Raw genomic sequence first — 22145 nt, forward strand, 5'->3', positions numbered from 1 at the left:
AAATCGAAACTTGTACAAGTGTATCGCCAAGCTAGGCTTTAATCCAATAAAAGCCACAAAAACGCGCATGAAATACCTTGCGCGCGCCCTCTCAATACGCATAATACCTGCTGATTACATGGTTTTACTACGGGCTTAAGAATATGACAGATGAACTGGAACCCATACGCCGCTTTTTATTGTGCGAAACTCCGCAGGCGTGGGTGGAGCAAGCCATCAAGCCAGAGAATTTAAGTGTACTGCTTACCGATCACCTTATTTGTGAACTCAAAGCTGCGCAATCTGCCATGTTTTTGATTCGTCGTTATGCGGTGGATGAACAAAGCGCAAAGGCGCTATTAGAGTGGCTGTCGCCCTACGAAAAGTTTGCCTACAGAAAAGAGGGAGACTGGCAGGCATTGAAACAGCACCAGCGCCTGAGCAAGTCGATGATAGCAAAGTCAGGTTCACCCTACGGACAAGAGCTAGTCGATAAAATGGTACTGCTAATAAAAGAGGAGCTTCATCACTTTTATCAGGTGCTCGAGGTGATGCAGCAATACAATATTGAATATGAAAACATCTCGTCGAGCCGCTATGCCAAAGGAATGCTTCGCCATGTTCGCACCCATGAACCTGCGGCACTGATTGATAAGCTTATATGTGGCGCATTTATTGAGGCTCGCTCATGTGAGCGTTTTGCAAAGCTAGCGCCGCATTTAGATGAAACCCTAGCAGCATTTTACACGTCTTTACTGCGCTCAGAAGCGCGACACTTTGAGGACTATCTGAGCCTAGCAAGAAGTATCGCAAGTGCAGATAGTCGATTAAGCACGCGAGAGGAAGTGGACGAGCGCATTGCTTTTTTTGCAGAATGTGAAGCGCAATTGATTCAGAGTAAAGATGAAGACTTCAAGTTTCATTCCGGTATACCAAACGCCGCTACCGAGGAGTTTGAGACCAACGCTCTTGCAGCTGGTCAAAATTAAGGGGCTAAGACAATGACCGGACTGAATAAGCGGGCTTAGTGAACTATCGTATGGCCTTGTGTTTCTAAGAGCTCTCCTTCAACCTCAAAGGTGGCCCTAAAATCGCCTGCGATGACCTCGCGGCCTCGCCCCATAGGAAACCGATAGAGCTGTGCGCGTTTTGATACAAATGATGATTTGGCTAATACTTCATTGTTAGGAGCGTAAATCGTCACAGCCACTTCGCTAGTGGGCGCTTTGCTAAATTTTGGTCTAACTAAAAACTCTTGGATGCACACTAATTCATCAAACTGGGGCTTTTCGCACTTGCGGCCCGACAGGTACACACTCTTGAGATAAATTGGATCTTCAATATCCGACTTAAGCTGCTCATTTTCAATCTTCAATTGCTCAATCTCTTTAATTAGCTCTGGGGCATTATCGGTCTGCGATGTCTGCGCGATAAGCTTCTCAAGCTCTGCAAGCTTAATTTTTTGCTCCTCTACTTGCACTTGCGCGGAGGCGAGCTCTCTTCGAGCTAATAGAAGTCTGGCGGCTTGCGCTTCACAGTTTGGTGCGGCCTGTGGTTTTGATACTACATCTAATTGCGCGGCCTGTTCCTTCAGCAGGCCTTCAGTGCTCAAGCGTTTCTCCTCGCAGCGTAGTAAAGATTGATTCACCGCTGTTTTATCGGAACTGAGACTTATAATGTCATCTTCAAACTGCTGTTGTGCTTTTTCAAGCTCCAATACAGCCATCTCTAAGTCAATAACAGAAGACTGCAAGTCGTCACGCTCTTCAAGCAAGCCAATCACAAATTGTGTGTCAAATACGCCTGTGTCTTCTGGCGCTTGATGCGCATAAAGCGTAAATAAAACGACGATATTAATAATCAACAATAATATGTATTTAATGCTGCGATTGAACAAGCGAAAGTCCTTTTCGTAGTGAAATAAAAGACATGATTTGTAAAATGTTACGACCTAAACGCTGTTCAATTATTCAGCATTTACGCAATGTTTCAAGCTATATTTATGAGAAAGGCGAAGTAAAAGGTAAGTGCTACCTAAAAAGATAAGTAAGAGACCTAATTTAGCAATATGATGCGTTAAACCAGTATGCGAATTTGTTAGGCCCAAAATCGCCGCTAACTAAAGGGGCGAATTTGTAATGAGAGCTCCTGTGGACTGGCAAATAAAATGGAGCCTTGATCATACCAATCGCCCAGCACAATGCGCTGGGCGGCTTTGCCATCAATGCTGATGTCATGCACAGCAGGGCGATGTGTGTGACCGTGAATAAACAGCTCAACGTCAAAGTCACGCATCACGCGTTCCACCTCTGACGGCGTAACGTCCATAATCTCAGCAGTAAGCGCTTTGTGATTATCTTGGCTGGTTTTTCTGCCATTTTCAGCGATTTTACGGCGTATGCTAAGGGGCAGGGCAAGCATCAATTTAGGCCACCACCAGCCTCGCGCTTTTTTACGAAACTTCATGTACTCAATATCGCGTGTACATAACTCATCGCCATGACTAATAAGCGTTTTACGTCCATACAGGTCAATCAGCGCTTGTTCAGGTAGTAGCTGCATACCGCTACGTTTAGCGAAGCGCTTGCCGATTGCAAAATCTCGGTTGCCATGAATAAAGTACACCGGCATGCGCTCGGAGACGCTTTTGATTGCGCGTGCAACGGTATCGTTAAAATCATTGACGTCGTCGTCGCCAATCCATACTTCAAATAAATCACCTAAAATATAGAGCGCTTCGGCCTCTAGCGCTTCGCTTTGCATAAAGCGCAAAAAGCACGCAGTGATATCTTCTCGCTGCGCGCTTAGGTGTAAGTCTGAAATAAAATAGGTGATTGGCATTAGCGTTTTAGGCGGCGCTTGTATTTGTTTAGCGCGCGTTGCATTAGGCTATGCGTGCACTTTTGATAATGATATCTTCAAGCGGAACGTCTTGATGATAGCCAGAGTTGCCAGTTTTCACGCCTCTAATTTGTTCAACCACATCCATACCGTCGGTCACTTCGCCGAACACACAATATCCATAGCCTTGTGAGTTGGCTGCGCTAAAATCTAAAAAGGTGTTGTCTTTTACATTAATAAAAAACTGTGCAGTCGCTGAATGCGGATCGTTAGTACGAGCCATAGCAAGTGTGCCTGTTTTATTGCTAAGGCCGTTATCTGCCTCGTTCTCAATTGGCTCGCGGGTGGTTTTTTCCTGCATGCCTGGCTCCATCCCGCCGCCTTGGATCATAAAGTCTTTAATGACGCGATGAAAAATGGTGTTGGTATAAAAGCCATCTTCAACATATTGTTTAAAGTTTGCGGTGGTTTTTGGTGCTTTATCTTCAAAAAGATTGATGGTGATATCACCGAAGTTTGTTTCTAAAATAACCATGCTGTTCTCATATTGATTGAATTGGAGGCAAGGGCGTATCTACACCCTCGATAAACACCGCGTAATGGTAGCCTAAAAGGGCTATCAGATGCTAGAATTCGGCCACTTTAAGTTAGCAAAGAATGTAATAAGAGCATGACCGAACTGCGCATATACAATACCTTAAGCCGTAAAAAAGAAGCATTTAAGCCCCTCCAGCCGAATAAAGTCGGTTTGTACGTGTGCGGCATTACGATTTACGACCTTTGCCATATGGGTCATGCACGCACCTATTTAAGCTTTGATATTATTGTGCGGTATTTACGCCACCTTGGATATGCGGTTGACTATGTGCGTAATATTACCGACGTAGACGATAAGATTATCCAGCGCGCGATAGAAAATGGTGAAACGCACAGCGAGTTAACCACGCGCACGATTGCCATGATGCATGAAGATTTTGCAGCATTAAACTTGCTCTTACCTGATATTGAACCGAAAGTCACAGAGCATATGCCAGAAATTATCGCTGTCATTGAGCGACTGATAGACAAGCAGTTTGCATACGTGTCGGAATCGGGAGACGTACTTTTTGATGTAAGTGCGTATGAGCAATACGGCAAACTGTCAAAGCAAGACCTTTCACAACTCGAGGCAGGTATCCGCGTGCAGACCACCTCTGACAAACAAGACCCATTAGACTTTGTGCTTTGGAAGCGCGCCAAGCCCTCTGAGCCAAGTTGGACATCTCCATGGGGCGAAGGACGACCGGGCTGGCATATTGAGTGCTCAGCAATGAATCATAAGCATTTAGGGGCGCATTTTGATATTCACGGCGGTGGCTCTGATCTTATTTTTCCGCATCATGAAAACGAAATTGCACAGTCATGCTGCGCCTTTGACACGCCTTATGTAAATACTTGGATGCACACTGGCATGGTGCAAGTCGACAATGAAAAAATGTCAAAGTCTCTGGGTAACTTTTTTACCTTAAGAGACGTGCTCAACAAGCATGACCCTGAAACCTTGCGCTTCTTTTTAATGTCGGCCCATTACCGCAGTCAGCTTAGTTACTCTCAAGATAATATTGCTCAGGCGAGGGCTTCTTTAGAGCGTCTTTATACCGCGTTAAGAGATGTGAAAGTAGATGGCGATGTTGCCTTAAGCTATGGCGGATATCTTGAGCGATTCGAAGCCGCAATGAACGACGACTTTAATATGCCCATTGCGTTTTCGGTATTGTTTGACGTGGCAAAAGAAATAAACAAAGAAGATGTATTCAGCGAGCATGCGCAGAAATTAGCAGGCGTGCTGAAGGGTCTAGGGGCGATCCTTGGTATTTTGCAGAGCGATCCGGCGAGTTATTTACAGGGCGGGGCTGAGCAAGATGAAGGCTTTGCCCAGCAGGTTGAAGCACTCATTACAAAACGCAATCAAGCTAGGCAGAATAAAGATTGGGCCAACGCCGATGCGGCTCGCGACGAGCTAACCGCGCTTGGTGTCGTACTTGAGGACGGTGCCGGCGGCACGACTTGGCGCAGGGTTTAGCTTTTGGTGATATCCACCAAAAGCTTTAGGCGCTGTCCGATTTGTAAGTACTGATTTTTACTCAATGCATTCCATTTCAGAATGTCGTTAACTTTGACGTTAAACTTGCTCGCAATAAGTGAGAGCGAATCGCCGCTTCTCACCGAGTAAGTGAGTGAGCGTGTATTTGCTCTTTGGTCATCGCCCACGTAAATGACCAGTTTTTTACCGAGACGCAGGGTGTCGTTCTTTTTCATCCGATTCCATTTGCTAATTTGCTGCACGCTGACATCGTAGACTTTAGCAATGTCCCATAGCGTATCACCCGCCCGCACGGTGTGGTTAAGCTTGATTTTACCTCGCTTGCTGGCGCTTGAATGATAGCTGTTCTGTGCTTCGGTTAGTGCATAAGAGTCAAGTTCGTTAAGTGACACCGGCACTAGTAAATGGTCTCCTGCGTATATCGTATTGTCTTTTAGCTCATTTACTTTCTTAATAACGTCAACGTTTGTATTGTACAGTTTGGCGATTTTGCCAATGCTGTCGCCTCGTCTAACCTGGTGACGCTCCCAGTTGAGGCGGTCTTTTTCTTCGGTTTCTGCCAAGGCTAAGGTAAATTGCTGAGCCTTATCAAGCGGCAATATTAGCAAATGCGGACCGGAAGGTGAGGTGGCCCATTTGTTAAATCCAGGGTTTAATGCCTGCAGTTCAGCGAGGGTTAAGCCAGACATCTTTGCCGCCATAGCAAGATCAATCTGCGAACCTACATCAACCACTTCAATTACGGGTGCGTTGTCTATTTTAGGCCAACTGAAATTATAGGAATCGCTGTTCTTTAATATGTCTGCGAGTGCCAAAAGCTTAGGCACATATGCGCGCGTTTCTTTCGGTAAATCAAGAGACCAAAAGTCGGTTTTTTTTCCAGCGCGTTTGTTTTTGCGAATGGCGCGCATAACGCGTCCTTCGCCGCTATTGTATGCCGCAAGTGCATGCATCCAGTTGCCGTCAAACATCTTATTTAAATACTGTAAATACGCAATAGCGCCCTTCGTTGACGCTACGACATCACGTCGTCCGTCGTACCACCAGTTTTGCTCCATGCCAAAGCGTTTGCCAGTACCGGGTATAAATTGCCACATGCCGGCGGCCCGGCCCGACGAATAGGCGAATGGGTCAAATGAGCTTTCAACAATGGGGAGCAGCGCAAGGTCCACTGGCATATCGTTTTGTTCTAGCTGCTCTACTATGTAATACAAAAACGGTCGGGCACGTTTAGCAACACGTGACATATAATCAGGATGTTTTAAGTACCATTTCTTTTGTGAATCGAGTCGCTGTTGGTTTTTAGGAATGGTAAATGCGAGCTGGTCGGCAATGCGCATCCACACATCATCTATCTCAGTTGTTTGGTCAACTTCGGGCGCTTGTGGTAGGGGCACCTCTACCGTTTGGACTGGATGAATAACGTCAAGAACGCCGTCTTGCTCGCTAGCACATGCTTGCGTATTGTGGCCGTTTGCACCATCGCCTCTGGTGATTGCGAGATTTTCATCGCTAAATTCGCATTGTTCTAAGGTAGCGAGCTGCTTGTTTTGCGCGTTAGCCTGTGTTTTCTCAGCAGAAGTCAATGCACAGCCGCTGAGAAAAACCGGCAGGCAAACCAACAATAAATACTTCATAACATCCTAATTCTTATTATTCGCGACAAATTGTACGTGAACCAAGACCGATTTAAAAATTATCCTTGGCCAAGCGAAGCGCTGCGAATGTATCGACAGCGCCGTGCAGCGTTTGTTGCAATTTTTCTGCCATTAAGCTCTGAAAGTCTGCATCATGGCAAAATAAGAAAGGATTAATACGTTTTTGTTCATCAATGCTTGAGGGGAGGGTGATGGCATCTTGCGCGCGCTGGCGCTTTGCCCACTGCTCGTAGTCTTTTAGTGCAGTATGCTCTGGCAAAAGCTCCCGTGCAAATTTGAGGTTGGCGAGGGTGTATTCGTGAGTGCAGTATATTTTTGTGTCTGCGTTGAGCGCCGAAAGCTTATCAAGCGAAGATAAAAAAACCTCAGGCGTGCCTTCAAACATACGGCCGCAGCCAGCAGAAAACAGCGTATCGCCGCAAAATAGCCATTGCGTATTATAAAAGGCAATATGATCCATGGTATGCCCTGGTGTTTCGAGCACCTCTAATGCTAGGGTTTTGTCGAACAACGACACGCTATCACCTTGAGCCACCTTTTCATTGATGCCTTTTATTTTTTCGTTATAAGGACCTATCACGCGAAGGTGAGGGATTGCCTGTTGCAGATTTAAAATACCGCCAGTGTGATCAAAGTGGTGATGGGTAATTAAAATTGCAGACAAATGCAGATTTTGACTAGATAAGAAGTCTAACACTGGCTCGGCGTCGCCTGGGTCAACCACCACAGCGGATTGTCCGTCGTGTAAGCACCAAATATAATTGTCGGTAAATGCTTTAATTGCCGTAATTTGAATTGCTTGGGACATGCTGCTCCTGTCGGAAAATGGTTGACCTTTATCGATATTCCGATAACTTTAAGAAGATTCAGGCTCACTTGCAAGTAAAGGAGATAAACGATTATGCTGATGCGCGAAGCGCGAACCGTTAAGCGCCTTAGTTATCCTGAGCAATGGCAAGCGTTGAGCCAAGGGCAAAACGTGCGAGATGAACTTGAGCGGGCTTTAGCACCCATTATGGAACGCATTTTTGGCTATTACTTAGTCAAACTTGGAAACTTAAGCTCGCAGTTGACGGTTAACTCGTGCCCAATAAAGCAAAAATTTAACCTTTCGCAAACGAGGATTGAGCAGTCGCATGTGAAGTCACAGTCATCTCGTTTGCCCTTGCAAAACAACAGTGTTGATGCATTTTTATTGGTGGCAGAATTAGATTTTGCGCAAGACCCCCACCAAATTATTCGAGAAATCGACCGCGCTATTACGTCCAACGGGCATGTGGTGATTGCAGGGTTTAACCCATTTAGCCTCGCGGGGGTTATGAAGTATTTGCCAATCAATAGAAAAAACATATTACATCAAGGCCGTTTTTTCACTGCTGCGCGCATAAAAGATTGGTTGCAACTGCTCGATTTTGAAATCATTCAGCAAGAACAAGTGATGTATTCAGGCTTGTTTATGCGACGAAGATTAAATCAGCGCAGTCGCATCCAAAAATGGTGCAAACGCTATCTGCCTTGGTTTTCGTCCATGTATATTATTGTTGCTCGTAAACGCGAGGTGCCGCTGTCGCCTATTAAGCCTAAGTGGCAGTTGTCGCCAAAGTTTTCGTCGAGTGCGGCGGGCGCGAGCATGAGGACGCGCGCCGAATCCATTACAAAGAATCTGACAAAGAATCTTACAAAGAACCTGACAAAAGACATAACAACAGACCTAGCAAAAGCCGCGACAAAAGACATCGCTCAGAGTGCGACGATTAACAAAGCGCGTGGGCTTGAGGTATAGTAAGGTATATTAAAGCGCCGTGGGTAAATACGGCTGACCTTACAAGCAAGGAAGTATTTTCATGACACTATCAAAATTTATGGTAAGTAAGCGCGTTTGCGCGTCGGTATTGGCACTCTCACTAGCGTTATTAAGCGGGTGCTCATCAACCGAAGAGAAGCAAGGTATACAAGATACCAATACCATGCTGATTATTGAGAAAACGGCCGAGATGGCGCCTCAGAGTATAGAAGGGGAGTTTATTTTACGCATCAAAAATACCGCAACGGTTAATCGTGATGTGATGCTAAATACGCAAAAAGACTATCGCGACCAGCGCAGCGTAACGGTTAAAATACCGCGTAATTTTGTATTAGCAATGACGCAAATGCACGGAGAGCATCCAGAGAAGTTTTTTGACAACAAGCGAATCAGGGTTAGAGGCACCGCTAAGCGCCAACGAATTGTGTTTTTTGATACGAATGGCCAAGCGACTGATAAATATTACTACCAAACCCACATTATCCCGGAACGACCTGAAACCATCGAGGTGATTCCGGGAATTTAGTCCACGCGCCTTAATCAAGGCGCTTGATTTAACTAATGCGCTTTATTTAACGCGCATGCCAGCTTTTGCTCCCTCATCGGGATTTAGGATGTATAGGTCTTTACCGCCAGGGCCGGCCGCTAGCACCATGCCCTCGGATATGCCAAAGCGCATCTTCCGCGGCGCTAAGTTGGCCACCATTACGGTATGTTTACCAATCAGGTCTTTTGGGTCATAAGCTGATTTAATGCCAGCAAAGACTTGACGCGTTTCGCCGTCTAGGTCGAGCTCTAAACGCAGAAGTTTGTCTGCTTTTTCTACGGCTTCGGCGTGCACAATCTTTACCACCCGTAAATCAACCTTTGCAAAATCCTCAAAGCTAATCGTTTCGCTGATAGGGTCATCTGCCAATGGACCTTCCGATTTAGCTGCATCAGCAGGTGCGTTTTTAGTTTCTTGCAGGTTTTCTTTACTTGCTTCTACCATCGCTTCAATCTTGTCCATTTCTACTCGCTGCATCATGGCTTTAAATTTATTAATGCTATGCCCGGTTTTAATATCTTTCACGCTGGCCCACGTAAACTCGTCTTGTAAAAAGACTTGCGCCTGCTCAGCAAGCTTAGGCAGCACGGGAGATAAATAAATCATCAGCGCTCTGAACATATGAATGCCCATCGAACACACATCGTGGGTAAGGCTTTGCAAGTCATCATTTTTGATAGTGACCCAGGGGGCTTGAGCGTCAATGTACTGATTTGCCTTATCGGCAAGGGCCATTATGTCACGAATGGCCTTGTGGTATTGACGAGACTCGTAGGCCACAGCAATGTCATTTTCTGCATCATGAAACTCCTGCAATAATGCTGGGTTTTCAATGTTGCTAGACAATTTGCCGTCAAATCGTTTAGTGATAAAGCCTGCACAACGCGAGGCAATATTGACGACTTTACCCACCAAGTCGGCATTTACCTTTTGTGCCAAGTCGGGCAGGTTGAGGTCGATGTCGGTGACGCTATCGTTCAGTTTACTGGCATAATAATAGCGCAAATACTCAGGGTTTAGGTGGTCGAGGTAAGTACGACCTTTAATAAATGTGCCTTTGGATTTTGACATTTTTGCGCCATTGACGGTGACAAAACCGTGAATGTTCACGCCTGTTGGCTTTCTAAATCCAGCACCCTCTAGCATCGCTGGCCAAAACAAGCAGTGGAAATAACTGATATCTTTGCCCACAAAATGATAAAGCTCGGTGTCGTTGCCGGGAGTCCAGTAGGGAGTGTCGTCTATGCCTTGTGCGTCGCAGTAGTTTTTAAAACTCGCCATATAGCCAACAGGTGCATCTACCCACACATAAAAGAATTTGTTTGGTGCGCCGGGAATTTCAAAGCCAAAGTAGGGCGCATCGCGGCTAATGTCCCACTGCTGAAGGCCCTGCTCAAACCATTCGTTGAACTTATTGGCCATTTCTTTTTGCACAGCACCATCGGCAATCCATTTTTTCAACATGGACTCAAATTGTGGCAGATCAAAAAAGTAGTGCTCCGACTCCTTCATCACAGGCTCAGCGCCTGACACCACTGATCGCGGGTTTTTAAGCTCGGTGGGCGAATAAGTAGCGCCGCATACATCGCAATTGTCGCCGTTTTGATCGGGCGCGGCGCAACTCGGACAAGTACCTTTCACAAAGCGGTCTGGTAGGAACATCTCCTTTTCAGGGTCGTACAACTGATTGATTGAGCGTTTTGAGATATAGCCGGCCTCATCTAAGCGCTTATAGATAAGTTCGCAGAAAGCCTTGTTTTCTGGTGAATGAGTCACATAATAATTGTTGTATTCAACGTGAAAATCGAGCAGGTCTTGATGGTGCTCTGCGCGAGTTTGCGCGACCATTTCTTCTGGCGTGATACCGAGCTCTTGTGCCTTAAGCATCACCGGTGTACCGTGCGCATCATCAGCACATACACTGTAGCAAGTATGACCGCGCAAACGCTGAAAGCGCACCCAAATATCGGTTTGGATGTGTTCAAGTAAATGGCCTAAATGAATAGAGCCATTCGCATAAGGTAGAGCACTGGTGACCAAAATACGGCGCTGAGCTTGTTGCATGTAAGGTGTAGCCTTGCTTGTTAGAATACTAATACTGGGCGCGGATTTTAGCCTAAAGCACGTTTTTTTGCACCCGTAATTCCATGCTATTTCGCATTTTAGGAGCACTATGTTTTTTCGTTCGAAACAAAAGAAAGCAGATGAACAGATGTGCCTGAGCGTAAAGCAAAGCTGTTGTGACTTTTTTGGGCACAATGTCTCTGAGCATGTCCACGTTGAGCGAGTAAGCGATGACGCTGTTAATATTCGTTTAGGCTTTGTGTGTGACACCGAAAAATCATCACTCATAGCGCACCTAAACGAACATTTTTCCGCTGCATCTCAGCCAGATCAATCTAAAGCAAATATAAATAAGGCGCTATCGAAAGCCCCGCTTGAATTTAACGTAAGGTATAACGTGCCGATCTTCGATAGCAAGCAGCCACCGGTTCGCAACGTTAAGAATATTATCGCGGTATCTTCTGGTAAAGGCGGCGTAGGAAAGTCGGCGACGGCTGTAAATTTGGCCCTCGCCCTTAAAGCGCAAGGGGCACGGGTAGGAATACTAGACGCCGATATTTATGGGCCGAGCATTCCGCTAATGTTGGGTACTGAAAATGCGTCCCCGATGAGTCCAGATAACAAGCACATGATGCCTATTGTTGCGCATGGGCTAGTGTCAAATTCCATTGGCTACTTGGTAAAAAACGAGCATGCGTCAATTTGGCGTGGACCCATGGCGAGCAAAGCGCTAACGCAACTTGTCACTGAAACAAACTGGCCTTTGTTAGATTACTTAATTGTAGATATGCCGCCGGGTACCGGAGACATCCAGTTAACCATGGCGCAGCAATTACCGCTTACCGCTGCGGTGGTGGTAACCACGCCACAAGATATTGCCCTGTCGGACGCTCAAAAGGGCATTGCCATGTTTAATAAGCTGCAAGTGCCCGTATTAGGCTTAGTTGAAAATATGAGCTTTTTTGAATGCCCTGCGTGTCATCATCAAAGCCATATATTTTCGAGCAAAGGCGCGCAAAAATTATCTGCAAAATATTCACTGCCAATCTTGGCAGAAGTGCCCTTGGCACCTCTAATTCGCGAGTACGCCGATGCTGGAGATTCGTTGTTTGAGCAAGCACCAGAGCACAGTCTATGTGCTATTTATTTACGAGGCGCTTATTTGCTGTCAAGACAAATGGCAAGTCAGTTGGTCATCTCACCATTGGCTCAGACCTCAAAGATTGAGGTGACGCAGCTAAACTAAGGGTGATTAGCGGTTGATTAGCCGTGCAAGAGTGCGCATAATTCGCGCACGTTTTAGGCATTGAGTTTTGATAACGGTAGACTGTGTTTTATACGCGGTTATTTGCGGCTAGGCAGCAGTTTTGTGGTATCAAAACAATTATTACATAACAAGGATAAAAGGTTTCTCATGCGCTTATGTGACAAAGATATCGTGCAATATTTGCAAGACGGGCTAATTAAAATTGAGCCAGCACCAGAGCATGATCAAATCAGCGGCGTGACAGTTGATGTGAGGTTGGGGAGCAAGTTTCGAACGTTTCAGGCTCATGCCGCGCCATACATTGATTTGAGCGGCCCTAAAGCAGAAGTACAGGCAGCATTAGACCGCGTGATGAGCGATGAAATTGCCATTGCAGACGATGAGTCGTTTTTTCTGCATCCTGGGGAGTTGGCAATAGCGGTTACGCATGAATCAGTAAGTCTACCCTCTAATATAGTTGGCTGGCTTGATGGGCGCTCGTCACTCGCGCGCTTAGGTCTTATGGTGCACGTGACGGCGCACCGAATTGACCCAGGCTGGTCGGGCAATATCGTGCTTGAATTTTTTAACTCAGGAAAGCTGCCGCTTGCGCTCAAGCCCGGAATGAAGATTGGGGCGATTAGTTTTGAAATGTTGAGTGGTCATGCTGAGCGCCCTTACAATTCACGGGTTGATGCGAAGTATCGCAACCAAGACGGCGCCATAGCGAGTCGCATCAGTGGAGACGGTGACAGCGACAAAAAGTAATCTTGGCAGTTATGACGGTGGGTCTACACGCTCTGCCGTGCTGCTATTTAGCCTGAACCACCCTGCAATTGAATAGCGGTCGCGCTTGGCAGGTTTTACTTCGTGAGGATATTGCTCACTCAAAAAAAACGTGAGCGTGCCGTATTCTGGATATACCGTAATACCTGATTTGTCTTTGTCGTTTTGATAAATAACAAGCTCGCCACCGTCTGCATCATTCCAGTCCTTATTAAGATAGGTAACTAAGGATAAGACGCGATTAGCCTCTCCCTTAAAGGCATCAACATGACGTTTGTAAAAACGACCTGGCGCATAGTGCGCAAAATGACTCTCAAATGAAAATAGACCCAAAAATAAACGCCGATTTAAATAAATCTGAAGTTCGCTGGTAAATTTTAGCCACTGCGTGCCGGCTGGACTGTCACCATTTATCCACGCGATCTCGTCACTACGAATACTCGTATTTTGCTGCTGAGCCAGCTGTCGACCGATGGCGGCGTCGCTGAATTTGTTATCTGGCATATTCGTTAAGTGATAGTGCAGAATGTCGGCAAGAGGCAAGGGAAGCGCTTTCTTTTGCACACTAAAGCCTTGATGCAAGATATCTTGAGCAATACATTCAAATAAGTGCTCAATACCATCGTATTCACAGGCGTATGTATTGCTGTTAGCTTTTTGCGATTTAAGTAGAGCTGTCAAGGTGAGGGGCATCCAAGAATTTCGTGCGTTTTACGCTGTTTTTTCTGTGGATGCAACAACTATTCTTTAGATAAATAATACTTGTCTAGGCACAAGCATTAGTTTGAGCCTTTAATTGCAAAAGGCGCGTAAGCGCGCCTTTTAGGTCATAGCGAGATAGGCATATGTTATGCGGCGTTTACGCGGCGCATTAGCAGCAATAAACCGCCGAGCAATGCAATTGTGAATGCGCCGGGCGAGGATACTTCTACACTCGACAAACGGTCTGATGCTAAAGACCATTGTGCATAAACGTTGGCCGGGCTATTGGTGGTTTCAAAAAGCGAATCGCCTCTATATTGAAAAGAATCATCTACTTCAAACGCGTTGGGGTTGTAGTTTTCGGTTCGTGCTCCTAATAGCATTAACCCCGATGGTGCGTTGAAATAACTAAGGCTTGTATCGCTTGTTGAACCGTAAAGCGTAATTACAAGACACGCATAAATGTTACCGCTAATGGTGTCGCAGCCGTAGGTAAGCTCTGGACGGGAGTCAAAGTCGTAATTTGGAACATCAAGAAACACTTGGTCGCTAAGTGCTACACTAAATCTAAATGCACTACTTAAATCATTGGCAAAAAACGTGGGATTGTCGCCAAAGATACTTTGATATGTGCCCTCAATAAACTGAACATCATAAGCAGTTCCCTCTACCATGACATTGTAAGCACCTGATAAAAGTTCGCTATCGTTGATGTCGAGCACCACGCCTGACGCATTAGATAGATCACTTACCAAACTTCCATCACTGGCTAAAATTAATTTTGCATGAGAAGCAAAGCTGCTCCCTAATAATAACGCCAATACTAGCAGTACGTTATATTTTTTCATTGGGTAAAATCCTTTGAGTTTATATTTGAAATTTTGAAAAGCGAAGCACTTCCGTGAGCGCCCAAACAGTTTTAGAAGGCGCAGATTGAGCAATGGTAATTGGGCTTTACTCTTAGTTGTTCACTCGTAATTAAACAGTAACAAGCAAATGGGTTTAGCAAGTCGTATACCATTAAATTACCTGTTTTAAATCATGGGTTTACCAGAATTGTTTTTATGAAGTGTAAATAATTTCGACACCCCAATGCACATTTTTTCATCTGTTGAAAGTTTTCTTTGTTTGTGTGCATGACGTGATTAAGCATAATGGTATTAAGATTTGCCAGATGTGCTTTACGCCCCTTTACAATTGTGCACATAAACGCGTTTATGCATAAGAGTAGCCATGAAAGGCTGCTAACAAGACAACAAAAGGTTTTATTATCAATGAGCGTTATGCAAGCCCCCACATTTTGCCTCCATGCGCTGTTGCTCGCTGGCGGACAGAGCAAACGCTTCGGCGCTATAAAGCAATTGCTTAACATAGGTTCTACAACCATGCTCGCGCATGCTGTTGATCAAATCAGTCATAATGACTTGCACGCATTGACCGTTGTGCACGGCGCGCACAGCAAAAGTGTTGCAAGAGAGTTAGTGGCGATTGAGCGCGTCTGGCCGCATCAAGACATTTGCCTGAATGTTGTCTTCAATGAGCATTGGCATACTGGGATGGGCTCAAGTATTGCAAGCGGTATAGCATCTATGCCTCGCCATATCAGTCACGTCATGATTTGTTTAGTCGACCAAGTTGCGCTCTCATCATCCGATTATGCCCGCCTCATAGCGTTTGCTAAGCAAGCTCCCGAAAACGTTGTTTGTGCTGTTTACAGCGGTATTTATGGCGTGCCTGCAATATTTCCACGAGCGTATTTTGAAGATTTGGCGCAAATTTCTGGTGACAAGGGGGCCAAATTGCTTTTACAAGCACTGCAAGCAGATGACGCGGCTATATCTGGTGTAGATATGCCCAAAGCAAGCATTGATATTGATACGCCAGAGGACTACCAAAATTGGCTAAGGCGTTAAGCTATTCACGTTTTATTTCTGTTTCTACTTCGGGCTGCATACTGTTGTATAAGTGTTTAATTTTGACTATGGTAAGTTAATGATCAATCAGCACCTGCACACAGGATATTCCGATGGCTAAAACGCTTACGATTAATGGCGAAAAGTATGAAATTACAGTAGATGAGGCAATGCCCCTGCTGTGGTTTTTACGAGATAAATTAGCGCTTACCGGCACTAAGTTTGGGTGCGGCATGGCATTGTGTGGTGCGTGCACTGTGCATGTTGACGGTGAAGCCGTGCGCTCTTGTGTTATGCCGGTATCGGCGGTAGCGGGAAAAACCATCACCACCATTGAAGGATTGGCTGAGAATAACGACCACCCTCTGCAAAAAGCATGGCTTAAGCATAAAGTGCCTCAGTGCGGCTATTGTCAGGCAGGCCAAATTATGAATGCAGCCAGCTTTTTGGAAAAAAATCCCAAGCCTACGCCACAAGAGATTGATTCTGCCATGCAGGGAAATATCTGTAGATGCGGAACATATCAGCGCATTAAAATTGCGATATCGGATGCTGCCCTTGAACTTGGGAAAGAGGTGTAAGATGACAATTGAAAATGTAAGCAGACGCAAGTTCATCAAGCAATCGGGCGCTATGGCAGGCGGTTTGTGCTTAGGCTTTATGTTGCCCAATGCAGCCATGGCTAAGTTGGGTTTAGATCAACACGCTGATAGTGCCGTGTTCAATCCTAATGCGTTCATTCATATTGCTGAAAATGGCGATACCCTTATTTATTGCGGTCGCTGTGAGATGGGTCAAGGTATCAGTACAGCTCTGCCCGCAGCAGTTGCCGATGAATTAGAAGCCGATTGGACGCGAGTAAGGGTTAAACAAGCAGATGGTAACGAAGCGCTATATGGCCCGCAGTCAACGGGCGGTTCAGCCAGTATTCGGACAATGTACATTCCCATGCGCGAAGCAGGGGCGGCGGCCAAAGTCATGCTTATTGCTGCTGCCGCGAAAAAATGGCAAGTAGCGGCGGAAGACTGCTATGCGCAATCGCATTTTGTGATAAATCGCAACACACAGCAAAAACTTGGGTTTGGGGAGCTAGCATCACTGGCTTCAGACGTGGACGTGCCAAAACAAGTTACCTTGAAATCCAAGCCCGACTATAAATATATCGGCAAAAACATAGCACGTCATAATCAAGGTGAAATAGTGAATGGCAGTTTGACCTATGGCGCAGATACTAAGGTAGCCGGTTTAAAATATGGTGCGGTGGTGCATTGCCCTGTATTTGAGGGGAAATTACTCAGTGTTGATAAAAGTGCGGCGCTTGCGATGCAAGGCGTGTTCGCGGTGGTTGAAATTCCGCGTATGGACGTGCCCTTTGGTTCAATAGGGGCAGTGGGCGTGGTGGCTAATAATACTTGGACCGCGCAACAAGCTGCTAAGAAGCTGAACATTGAGTGGGATTTAGGCCCAAATAAAACCTATGACTCTCAAGCATACAAAGCGCAACTTGTTAAAAATGTAGAGGCACCCGCAGAGAAAACCGCGCAGCGAGGTGATGTTGAGAAGGCCTTTGCAAGTGCTGCTGGCATTCACAGCGCCACCTACACCGGTGGACATCTTTCTCATTCTCCGATGGAGCCCAATGCAAGTGTAGTGTGGGTTCAAGATGACAGTTGCGAAGTATGGGCTGCCACGCAGAGCCCTGGCGATATTCAAAAAGTACTCGCGCAATATTTAGAGCGGGACCCTAAAGACATTCTCGTGCACGTGAACATGGCAGGTGGCGCGTTTGGCCGCAAATTCAAATGCGATTATGTGCAAGAAGCAGCAGCGCTATCAAAAGCGGTGAAAGCGCCGGTCCAGCTTACTTGGTCGCGCGAAGAAGATACACGTACAGGCTATTATCATTCGATAAACGCGCAGCATATTCAAGCGGCGTTAGATGAACAAGGTCATGTCACCGCATGGCTCCACCGAGCCGCTTTTATGCCTATTGCCTCGTTGTTTGACTCGAGCGTAGAGCGTGCACCTGCAGGCAGTTTAAATGACGTATTTAACCATCCATTCGGCATAGCGAATATGCGCACCGAATCAGGCGAAGCTAAGCGCCATACACGGATTGGCTGGTATCGAGCGGTATACGCGATTTTTTATGGATTCGCGTTTGGCGCTTTTGCCGATGAGCTCGCCATCAAAACCGGTAAAGATACGCTAAGCTTTCTCAATAATTTATACGACAGCAACAAAAATCCCGAGCAAGCAGAGCAGGTAAGGCGGTCTAAAGGTGCGCTTGCACTCGCTGCCGAAAAGTCAAAATGGCATTCTCGTGACAAACTACCAAAAAACCAAGGAATTGGTATTGCGGTGCACTATAGTTTTCAGTCTTATGTAGCCATGGCCGTGTTAGTCGAAGTGCAGGGTGATGAGATTAAAGTATTAGAGGTAGACTGCGCGGTAGACTGCGGACAAGTACTCAACACCGACAGTGCTGCTGCGCAGATGGAAGGGGCGGTGGTAATGTCGATTGGATTGTCACTGCGCACTGAAATCGTGTTTAGAGAAGGCGCGGTAGTAAACTCTAACTTTCATGACTATCCGGTACTGCGAATAAACGAGATGCCAATAGTGCGCTCTCACTTCATTGATAACGGCGACGAACCCACAGGACTCGGTGAACCTGGCTTAGGGCCATTTCCCGCAGCGCTTAGCAATGCTGTATTTGCAGCATCAGGAAAACGCTACCGAGACTTACCGTTTCAGCCAACAAAGGTGTGAGTGGATGTTACTACGTTCAAGTACGTCGTCGAGAAGTGCTTGAACATTCAACACTTAGATGAAATTCTTAGCAAAAGAGTAGATTTTTAGGCGTTTATCCATATAATGCTCAACTTCGGTCGGTGTGTGGCGCAGCTTGGTAGCGCACTTCGCTGGGGGTGAAGGGGTCGTAGGTTCGAATCCTATCACACCGACCAATTCTGCATCTGCTCAAAGCTAGCTCAATCATCTCTTTACAGAGCTTCTTCTATCTACAAGTTAAACAAAACGATATGCGTCTTCGAGCCATTGTTGCTACCTGGATTAATGGTCACTAGCGATTGACCACCGTATAAACAATCAAGATAAGCAATGGTGCTATTGCGTAGGCCGCTTTACTGAAGTGGATGACGGCAACGTCCGCAGAAGATGCTATTGAGGCTCTGCGCAACTTACCGGTAATTACGCCGTGAATGCCTGATAGCACCAACACCAGCACTATCTTTAATGATAGCCAACCGGTGCCAAATGCGCCGGTTAAATAGGCCAAACCCATTCCAAATATCCATACTGTGAGCATCGCTGGCGTAAAAAATGCTCTGTCGATCTGGCGTACTTTACTTAAAGTTTTAGCGTTGAGGTTCAAATACAAACTTAAGGCCACAAATATCATGCCTGCTAGCCAAAATACCACAGCCGATATATGTACGGTTTTAATTAATACGTACCAATTCATATTGCATCCTTTGCCTGTAGCTCTCGTTTGAGCCAGCGCTCATTTACAAAGCCACCGAAGGGGATCATGGCGCCAATCATGAGTCTTGTTGCGTGTTCACCTTTTAATAATCCCTCTGACCAAGTGCGCAAAACAATGTAATTAAAAAATATGAAGGCGATACCATGCACAGGCCCCATTACCTTGGTGAGTAGAGCATAATCTAGTAAATATTTAATAGGCACTGCTGCACATACCAGAACGACTAAGGTAATGGCTTCAAATAAAGTGGCTACTCTGAGCGTTTTACCAGAGCTTTTATGTGAAAGTTGTTGGTTCATAATGGTCTATAGAATGCTTTGCGAAACGCGCAGGCGTATATCGAAAAGCGAGGCTTCCTTAATCAATTCATTTTGAGTGAACTAGCGAACGTATCAACAGTATACCGATGCATGTCAGATGATGTGAGTGGCAGAAATGACTATTACCGATATATTTCTGCCAAAGTATTGCGATATACTAAGGCATGTTGATGTAGAAATAGGGCTTTACATGCACCAAATAGCGGTCTTAGCACTTCCCGAATTTGTTCCTTTTGATTTAAGTATCCCTTGCGAAATATTCGCTTATACCAGCTTACATAATAGCCAAGCGTTATATAACGTAAAAGTCTGTTCGCACGCACCCCAAGTAACAAGTAAGGCATTCAGTATCACTACTAACGCAGGCTTACATGCACTTGAGACCGCTGATACCGTGATTATCCCCGGTGTTGAAAACATGGGACAGCCGGTATCGGATGCTGTACTGGAGTCAATAAGGCGAGCTCACCGCAGAGGTGTGCGTATCGCTTCCATTTGCACAGGTGCTTTTGTACTTGCGCAAACGGGCTTACTTGACGGCTTGCGCGTCACCACGCATTGGGCCGCTGGAGCTGAACTAGCGAAACAGTATCCCAAGGTTGAGGTAGATGAAAATGTTTTATATGTCGACCAAGGACAGATAATCACATCGGCGGGTGCAGCAGCCGGGATAGATATGTGTTTGCACTTAGTTCGTAAAGACTATGGTGCGGCTGTTGCGGCTAATACAGCACGGATATTGGTGGTGCCGCTAGAGCGAGCAGGGGGGCAACAGCAATTTATTAAGCACGGTGTTGACCCGTCAAGCGACGCAATGGCTTACATATTAGATTGGATAGTAAAGCATATCCATACCGATATTACCGTTGACAGACTTGCCAAACAGGCAAATATGAGTCCTCGCACCTTTGCTAGAAAGTTTATGCAACAAACCGGAATAAGCCCCATGAAATGGATAAATCAAACACGTATTTTTCGCGCACGAGAACTGCTCGAAACCACCGACCTGTCGATGGAGCATATCTCAAATACGGTTGGCTTCAATAGTGCGGTGAGCTTTCGTACAAGCTTCAAGAAACATGTGGGTACTAGCCCCAGTCATTATCAGTCCTTATATAGAAAATAAGACTTAGAAAATAAGATATAGAAAACACGACAATCAAATCTCAATATTTGCGTGATACTTTTGTGATAACTCGAACATAAGGTGACAGTTGGGCGATGTTTGCCCATCAAGTCTTTACAACAAAAATACCTTAAACCATGTTCAACAGTAGGGAATACTCACAGTGAAAAAATACTCAAAAATATTGGGTGTAACGCTTACCATGGCCTGTTTATTGGGCACACAAGCACACGCAACAAAAGTAGAAGTAGAAGTCAGTAATTTATTTGCCGAAGGTGGCTTAGCATTAACGCCGCTCTGGGCAGGGTTCCACGATGGTAGCTTTGATACCTTCAATGCCGGTGAGACGGCATCTGCTTCATTACAAGCTTTAGCCGAAGAAGGTAACGCTGCCGGCATCATCGCAGACTTTAACGCATCAAGCTCCAACGGTGTGACTGGACTGGTATTCGGTCCTGAAGGCTTTGCTGGCGCGCCTGTAATAGAGCCGGGCGAAGTAACATCGGCGATGTTTAATATCGATGCGGTGAACAATGGCTATTTTAGCTTTCTTTCTATGCTGATACCCACTAACGATGCTTTTATTGGCAATGACGCACCTGATGCATATTCATTGTTTGATTCTTTAGGAAATTTTGTGGGCCTCGATATCATTGTGGTTGGTGCCAACGTATGGGATTCAGGTACTGAATTAAACCGAGGTTTTGGCTCTCCATTTTTGATTGGAGCAGGGGCTGAGCCTCGTCAAGACGAAAACGGTGTTGTGGGCTTGAGCAACGGACTTGGCGTATTGCCGGGCGGCTTCAGTATCATCGGTGGTATGACCCCCGCAGGATATTCTATTGACGCTTTAGCGGCTGATTTTACGGCTCAAGGTTTTGAAGTAGCGCGTATATCCGTTAGCGAAGTATCCGCACCCGCTGCTATGAGTGGCTTTGGCGCCATTGCGCTTCTTTTAATTGGTATGAGACGCAAACTCTTCGGTCACAAGGCCTAAGTTTCTATGATATTACGCACTCGTAAAGCTTGATGCGAGTGCGTTTACGGCACCTTCGCTATGGCAGTCTTTAAGCTGCATGCGAGTCTACTTAGCAATCAGCATGCTATATTCGACGCAAAGTCGAGGATGTACCTGTACCTCTACTCATTCCTCTTTTCAATAAAGTACTCATAGTGTGCCGACCTCGCGAGCAGCTTTTTGTTGATGCCGTGCTTACCTAGTCGAGATTCAGGATTGCTTGGTGTTTGTCTCTGTTAAATAAACGAATAGGGGTGGCATAAACCTTAGGTAAACACGTAATGTTGGTGTTTTTGTCTATCTTTTCTTGATCAGAATACGCTACATAGCAGTGGCGATAAACGATAGCAGCATTAGGAATAAAGACAGGGTCAATACTAGAGGTAGTGCCGTCTTCCCATTTGATAGTGACGAAGCATTCATTGTTATAACAAATTTGCTCACCGGTGACCCGACCGGTTTAAGTAAAGGTGGTGTTAGTGCATCCACTACATAAGACGAAAGAAACAGTGCTAATAAGGATATAATTATGCGTAATAATCATTGTGTT

General features: G+C 45.7%; 21 protein-coding genes and 1 tRNA gene. 12 read left to right on the top strand and 10 right to left on the bottom strand.

The window, feature by feature from the left end:
- Positions 1 to 143: 143 nt before the first annotated feature.
- Entirely contained in the window at positions 144 to 968 is an 825-nt protein-coding gene (gene miaE, locus ACFO4O_RS02580; protein ID WP_382405756.1) for a tRNA isopentenyl-2-thiomethyl-A-37 hydroxylase MiaE, read from the top strand.
- Between the two features lie 35 nt (positions 969 to 1003).
- Here the strand turns inward: miaE and ACFO4O_RS02585 are convergent, their stop codons facing one another.
- The 3 genes from ACFO4O_RS02585 to ACFO4O_RS02595 form a co-directional block, all read right to left on the bottom strand.
- Entirely contained in the window at positions 1004 to 1876 is an 873-nt protein-coding gene (locus ACFO4O_RS02585; RefSeq protein WP_382405757.1) for a hypothetical protein, read from the bottom strand.
- Between the two features lie 218 nt (positions 1877 to 2094).
- Complete coding sequence (lpxH, locus tag ACFO4O_RS02590) at positions 2095 to 2820, bottom strand: UDP-2,3-diacylglucosamine diphosphatase (RefSeq protein ID WP_382405759.1); 726 nt, start codon at positions 2818 to 2820, stop codon at positions 2095 to 2097.
- Between the two features lie 43 nt (positions 2821 to 2863).
- A complete protein-coding gene (locus ACFO4O_RS02595) occupies positions 2864 to 3355 on the bottom strand; it encodes a peptidylprolyl isomerase (protein ID WP_382405760.1) in 492 nt (163 codons plus the stop codon).
- A 135-nt stretch (positions 3356 to 3490) separates the two neighbouring features.
- On the opposite strand from ACFO4O_RS02595, the gene cysS reads away from it, so the two are divergent.
- Positions 3491 to 4882, top strand: coding sequence for a cysteine--tRNA ligase (cysS, locus tag ACFO4O_RS02600; RefSeq protein WP_382405761.1), 1392 nt, complete (start codon positions 3491 to 3493; stop codon positions 4880 to 4882).
- Here cysS and ACFO4O_RS02605 read toward each other — a convergent pair.
- Together ACFO4O_RS02605 and gloB are read right to left on the bottom strand one after the other, a co-directional pair.
- Entirely contained in the window at positions 4879 to 6540 is a 1662-nt protein-coding gene (locus ACFO4O_RS02605) for a lytic transglycosylase (protein ID WP_382405762.1), read from the bottom strand. The two genes, cysS and ACFO4O_RS02605, sit on opposite strands and share 4 nt — an antisense overlap.
- Positions 6541 to 6592: 52 nt before the next feature.
- Positions 6593 to 7369: a hydroxyacylglutathione hydrolase gene (gene gloB / locus ACFO4O_RS02610; RefSeq protein ID WP_382405764.1), complete on the bottom strand. Its 777-nt coding sequence runs from the start codon at positions 7367 to 7369 to the stop codon at positions 6593 to 6595.
- 93 nt (positions 7370 to 7462) lie between these two features.
- Between gloB and ACFO4O_RS02615 the strand changes: the two genes are divergently transcribed.
- Together ACFO4O_RS02615 and ACFO4O_RS02620 are read left to right on the top strand one after the other, a co-directional pair.
- The gene (locus ACFO4O_RS02615; RefSeq protein ID WP_382405765.1) at positions 7463 to 8344 is read left to right on the top strand and encodes a methyltransferase domain-containing protein; all 882 of its coding nucleotides are present in this window, start codon (positions 7463 to 7465) and stop codon (positions 8342 to 8344) included.
- Between the two features lie 61 nt (positions 8345 to 8405).
- Positions 8406 to 8891, top strand: coding sequence for a hypothetical protein (locus ACFO4O_RS02620; RefSeq protein ID WP_382405767.1), 486 nt, complete (start codon positions 8406 to 8408; stop codon positions 8889 to 8891).
- 42 nt (positions 8892 to 8933) lie between these two features.
- On the opposite strand, the gene metG is transcribed toward ACFO4O_RS02620, so the two are convergent.
- Entirely contained in the window at positions 8934 to 10976 is a 2043-nt protein-coding gene (metG, locus tag ACFO4O_RS02625; RefSeq protein ID WP_382405769.1) for a methionine--tRNA ligase, read from the bottom strand.
- 109 nt (positions 10977 to 11085) lie between these two features.
- Here metG and apbC point away from each other — a divergent pair, with 109 nt between their 5' ends.
- Together apbC and dcd are read left to right on the top strand one after the other, a co-directional pair.
- Positions 11086 to 12222, top strand: coding sequence for an iron-sulfur cluster carrier protein ApbC (gene apbC, locus ACFO4O_RS02630; protein ID WP_382405770.1), 1137 nt, complete (start codon positions 11086 to 11088; stop codon positions 12220 to 12222).
- Between the two features lie 168 nt (positions 12223 to 12390).
- Positions 12391 to 12990 (top strand): dCTP deaminase, encoded by a 600-nt coding sequence (gene dcd, locus ACFO4O_RS02635; RefSeq protein ID WP_382405771.1) that lies wholly within the window; start codon positions 12391 to 12393, stop codon positions 12988 to 12990.
- Between the two features lie 9 nt (positions 12991 to 12999).
- Here dcd and ACFO4O_RS02640 read toward each other — a convergent pair whose 3' ends face one another.
- The gene (locus ACFO4O_RS02640; RefSeq protein WP_382405773.1) at positions 13000 to 13689 is read right to left on the bottom strand and encodes a 2OG-Fe(II) oxygenase; all 690 of its coding nucleotides are present in this window, start codon (positions 13687 to 13689) and stop codon (positions 13000 to 13002) included.
- A gap of 167 nt (positions 13690 to 13856) precedes the next feature.
- Positions 13857 to 14558, bottom strand: coding sequence for a hypothetical protein (locus tag ACFO4O_RS02645; RefSeq protein WP_382405775.1), 702 nt, complete (start codon positions 14556 to 14558; stop codon positions 13857 to 13859).
- Positions 14559 to 14984: 426 nt separating this feature from the next.
- Between ACFO4O_RS02645 and ACFO4O_RS02650 the strand changes: the two genes are divergently transcribed.
- The 4 genes from ACFO4O_RS02650 (at position 14985) to ACFO4O_RS02665 (ending at position 18592) form a co-directional block, all read left to right on the top strand.
- Positions 14985 to 15623: a nucleotidyltransferase family protein gene (locus ACFO4O_RS02650; protein ID WP_382405777.1), complete on the top strand. Its 639-nt coding sequence runs from the start codon at positions 14985 to 14987 to the stop codon at positions 15621 to 15623.
- Positions 15624 to 15736: 113 nt separating this feature from the next.
- Entirely contained in the window at positions 15737 to 16204 is a 468-nt protein-coding gene (locus ACFO4O_RS02655) for a (2Fe-2S)-binding protein (RefSeq protein WP_382405778.1), read from the top strand.
- Between the two features lies 1 nt (position 16205).
- A complete protein-coding gene (locus tag ACFO4O_RS02660) occupies positions 16206 to 18395 on the top strand; it encodes a xanthine dehydrogenase family protein molybdopterin-binding subunit (protein WP_382405779.1) in 2190 nt (729 codons plus the stop codon).
- A gap of 120 nt (positions 18396 to 18515) precedes the next feature.
- Positions 18516 to 18592 (top strand) — tRNA-Pro (locus ACFO4O_RS02665).
- A 116-nt stretch (positions 18593 to 18708) separates the two neighbouring features.
- Here the strand turns inward: ACFO4O_RS02665 and ACFO4O_RS02670 are convergent.
- Both ACFO4O_RS02670 and ACFO4O_RS02675 read right to left on the bottom strand, forming a co-directional pair.
- Positions 18709 to 19110: a CopD family protein gene (locus ACFO4O_RS02670; RefSeq protein ID WP_382405781.1), complete on the bottom strand. Its 402-nt coding sequence runs from the start codon at positions 19108 to 19110 to the stop codon at positions 18709 to 18711.
- Positions 19107 to 19430: a DUF3817 domain-containing protein gene (locus tag ACFO4O_RS02675; RefSeq protein WP_382405782.1), complete on the bottom strand. Its 324-nt coding sequence runs from the start codon at positions 19428 to 19430 to the stop codon at positions 19107 to 19109. Before ACFO4O_RS02675 ends, ACFO4O_RS02670 begins: the two co-directional genes overlap by 4 nt.
- Positions 19431 to 19566: 136 nt before the next feature.
- On the opposite strand from ACFO4O_RS02675, the gene ACFO4O_RS02680 reads away from it, so the two are divergent.
- Positions 19567 to 20577, top strand: coding sequence for a GlxA family transcriptional regulator (locus ACFO4O_RS02680; RefSeq protein ID WP_382408196.1), 1011 nt, complete (start codon positions 19567 to 19569; stop codon positions 20575 to 20577).
- A gap of 163 nt (positions 20578 to 20740) precedes the next feature.
- Positions 20741 to 21574, top strand: a complete 834-nt coding sequence (locus ACFO4O_RS02685) for a spondin domain-containing protein (protein WP_382405783.1) — start codon at positions 20741 to 20743, stop codon at positions 21572 to 21574.
- The last annotated feature ends 571 nt before the right edge of the window (positions 21575 to 22145 follow it).

Source organism: Glaciecola siphonariae, from assembly GCF_042652645.1.
Classification (GTDB): domain Bacteria; phylum Pseudomonadota; class Gammaproteobacteria; order Enterobacterales; family Alteromonadaceae; genus Glaciecola; species Glaciecola siphonariae.

Coding starts and splice junctions, on each gene's coding strand:
- gloB (WP_382405764.1), bottom strand. CDS start 7,369: ATGTCCCAAGCAATTCAAATTACGGCAATTAAAGCATTTACCGACAAT.
- ACFO4O_RS02620 (WP_382405767.1), top strand. CDS start 8,406: ATGACACTATCAAAATTTATGGTAAGTAAGCGCGTTTGCGCGTCGGTA.
- ACFO4O_RS02595 (WP_382405760.1), bottom strand. CDS start 3,355: ATGGTTATTTTAGAAACAAACTTCGGTGATATCACCATCAATCTTTTT.
- ACFO4O_RS02645 (WP_382405775.1), bottom strand. CDS start 14,558: ATGAAAAAATATAACGTACTGCTAGTATTGGCGTTATTATTAGGGAGC.
- dcd (WP_382405771.1), top strand. CDS start 12,391: ATGCGCTTATGTGACAAAGATATCGTGCAATATTTGCAAGACGGGCTA.
- ACFO4O_RS02650 (WP_382405777.1), top strand. CDS start 14,985: ATGAGCGTTATGCAAGCCCCCACATTTTGCCTCCATGCGCTGTTGCTC.
- miaE (WP_382405756.1), top strand. CDS start 144: ATGACAGATGAACTGGAACCCATACGCCGCTTTTTATTGTGCGAAACT.
- cysS (WP_382405761.1), top strand. CDS start 3,491: ATGACCGAACTGCGCATATACAATACCTTAAGCCGTAAAAAAGAAGCA.
- ACFO4O_RS02615 (WP_382405765.1), top strand. CDS start 7,463: ATGCTGATGCGCGAAGCGCGAACCGTTAAGCGCCTTAGTTATCCTGAG.
- apbC (WP_382405770.1), top strand. CDS start 11,086: ATGTTTTTTCGTTCGAAACAAAAGAAAGCAGATGAACAGATGTGCCTG.
- ACFO4O_RS02655 (WP_382405778.1), top strand. CDS start 15,737: ATGGCTAAAACGCTTACGATTAATGGCGAAAAGTATGAAATTACAGTA.
- lpxH (WP_382405759.1), bottom strand. CDS start 2,820: ATGCCAATCACCTATTTTATTTCAGACTTACACCTAAGCGCGCAGCGA.
- ACFO4O_RS02670 (WP_382405781.1), bottom strand. CDS start 19,110: ATGAATTGGTACGTATTAATTAAAACCGTACATATATCGGCTGTGGTA.
- ACFO4O_RS02675 (WP_382405782.1), bottom strand. CDS start 19,430: ATGAACCAACAACTTTCACATAAAAGCTCTGGTAAAACGCTCAGAGTA.
- ACFO4O_RS02660 (WP_382405779.1), top strand. CDS start 16,206: ATGACAATTGAAAATGTAAGCAGACGCAAGTTCATCAAGCAATCGGGC.
- ACFO4O_RS02680 (WP_382408196.1), top strand. CDS start 19,567: ATGACTATTACCGATATATTTCTGCCAAAGTATTGCGATATACTAAGG.
- ACFO4O_RS02605 (WP_382405762.1), bottom strand. CDS start 6,540: ATGAAGTATTTATTGTTGGTTTGCCTGCCGGTTTTTCTCAGCGGCTGT.
- metG (WP_382405769.1), bottom strand. CDS start 10,976: ATGCAACAAGCTCAGCGCCGTATTTTGGTCACCAGTGCTCTACCTTAT.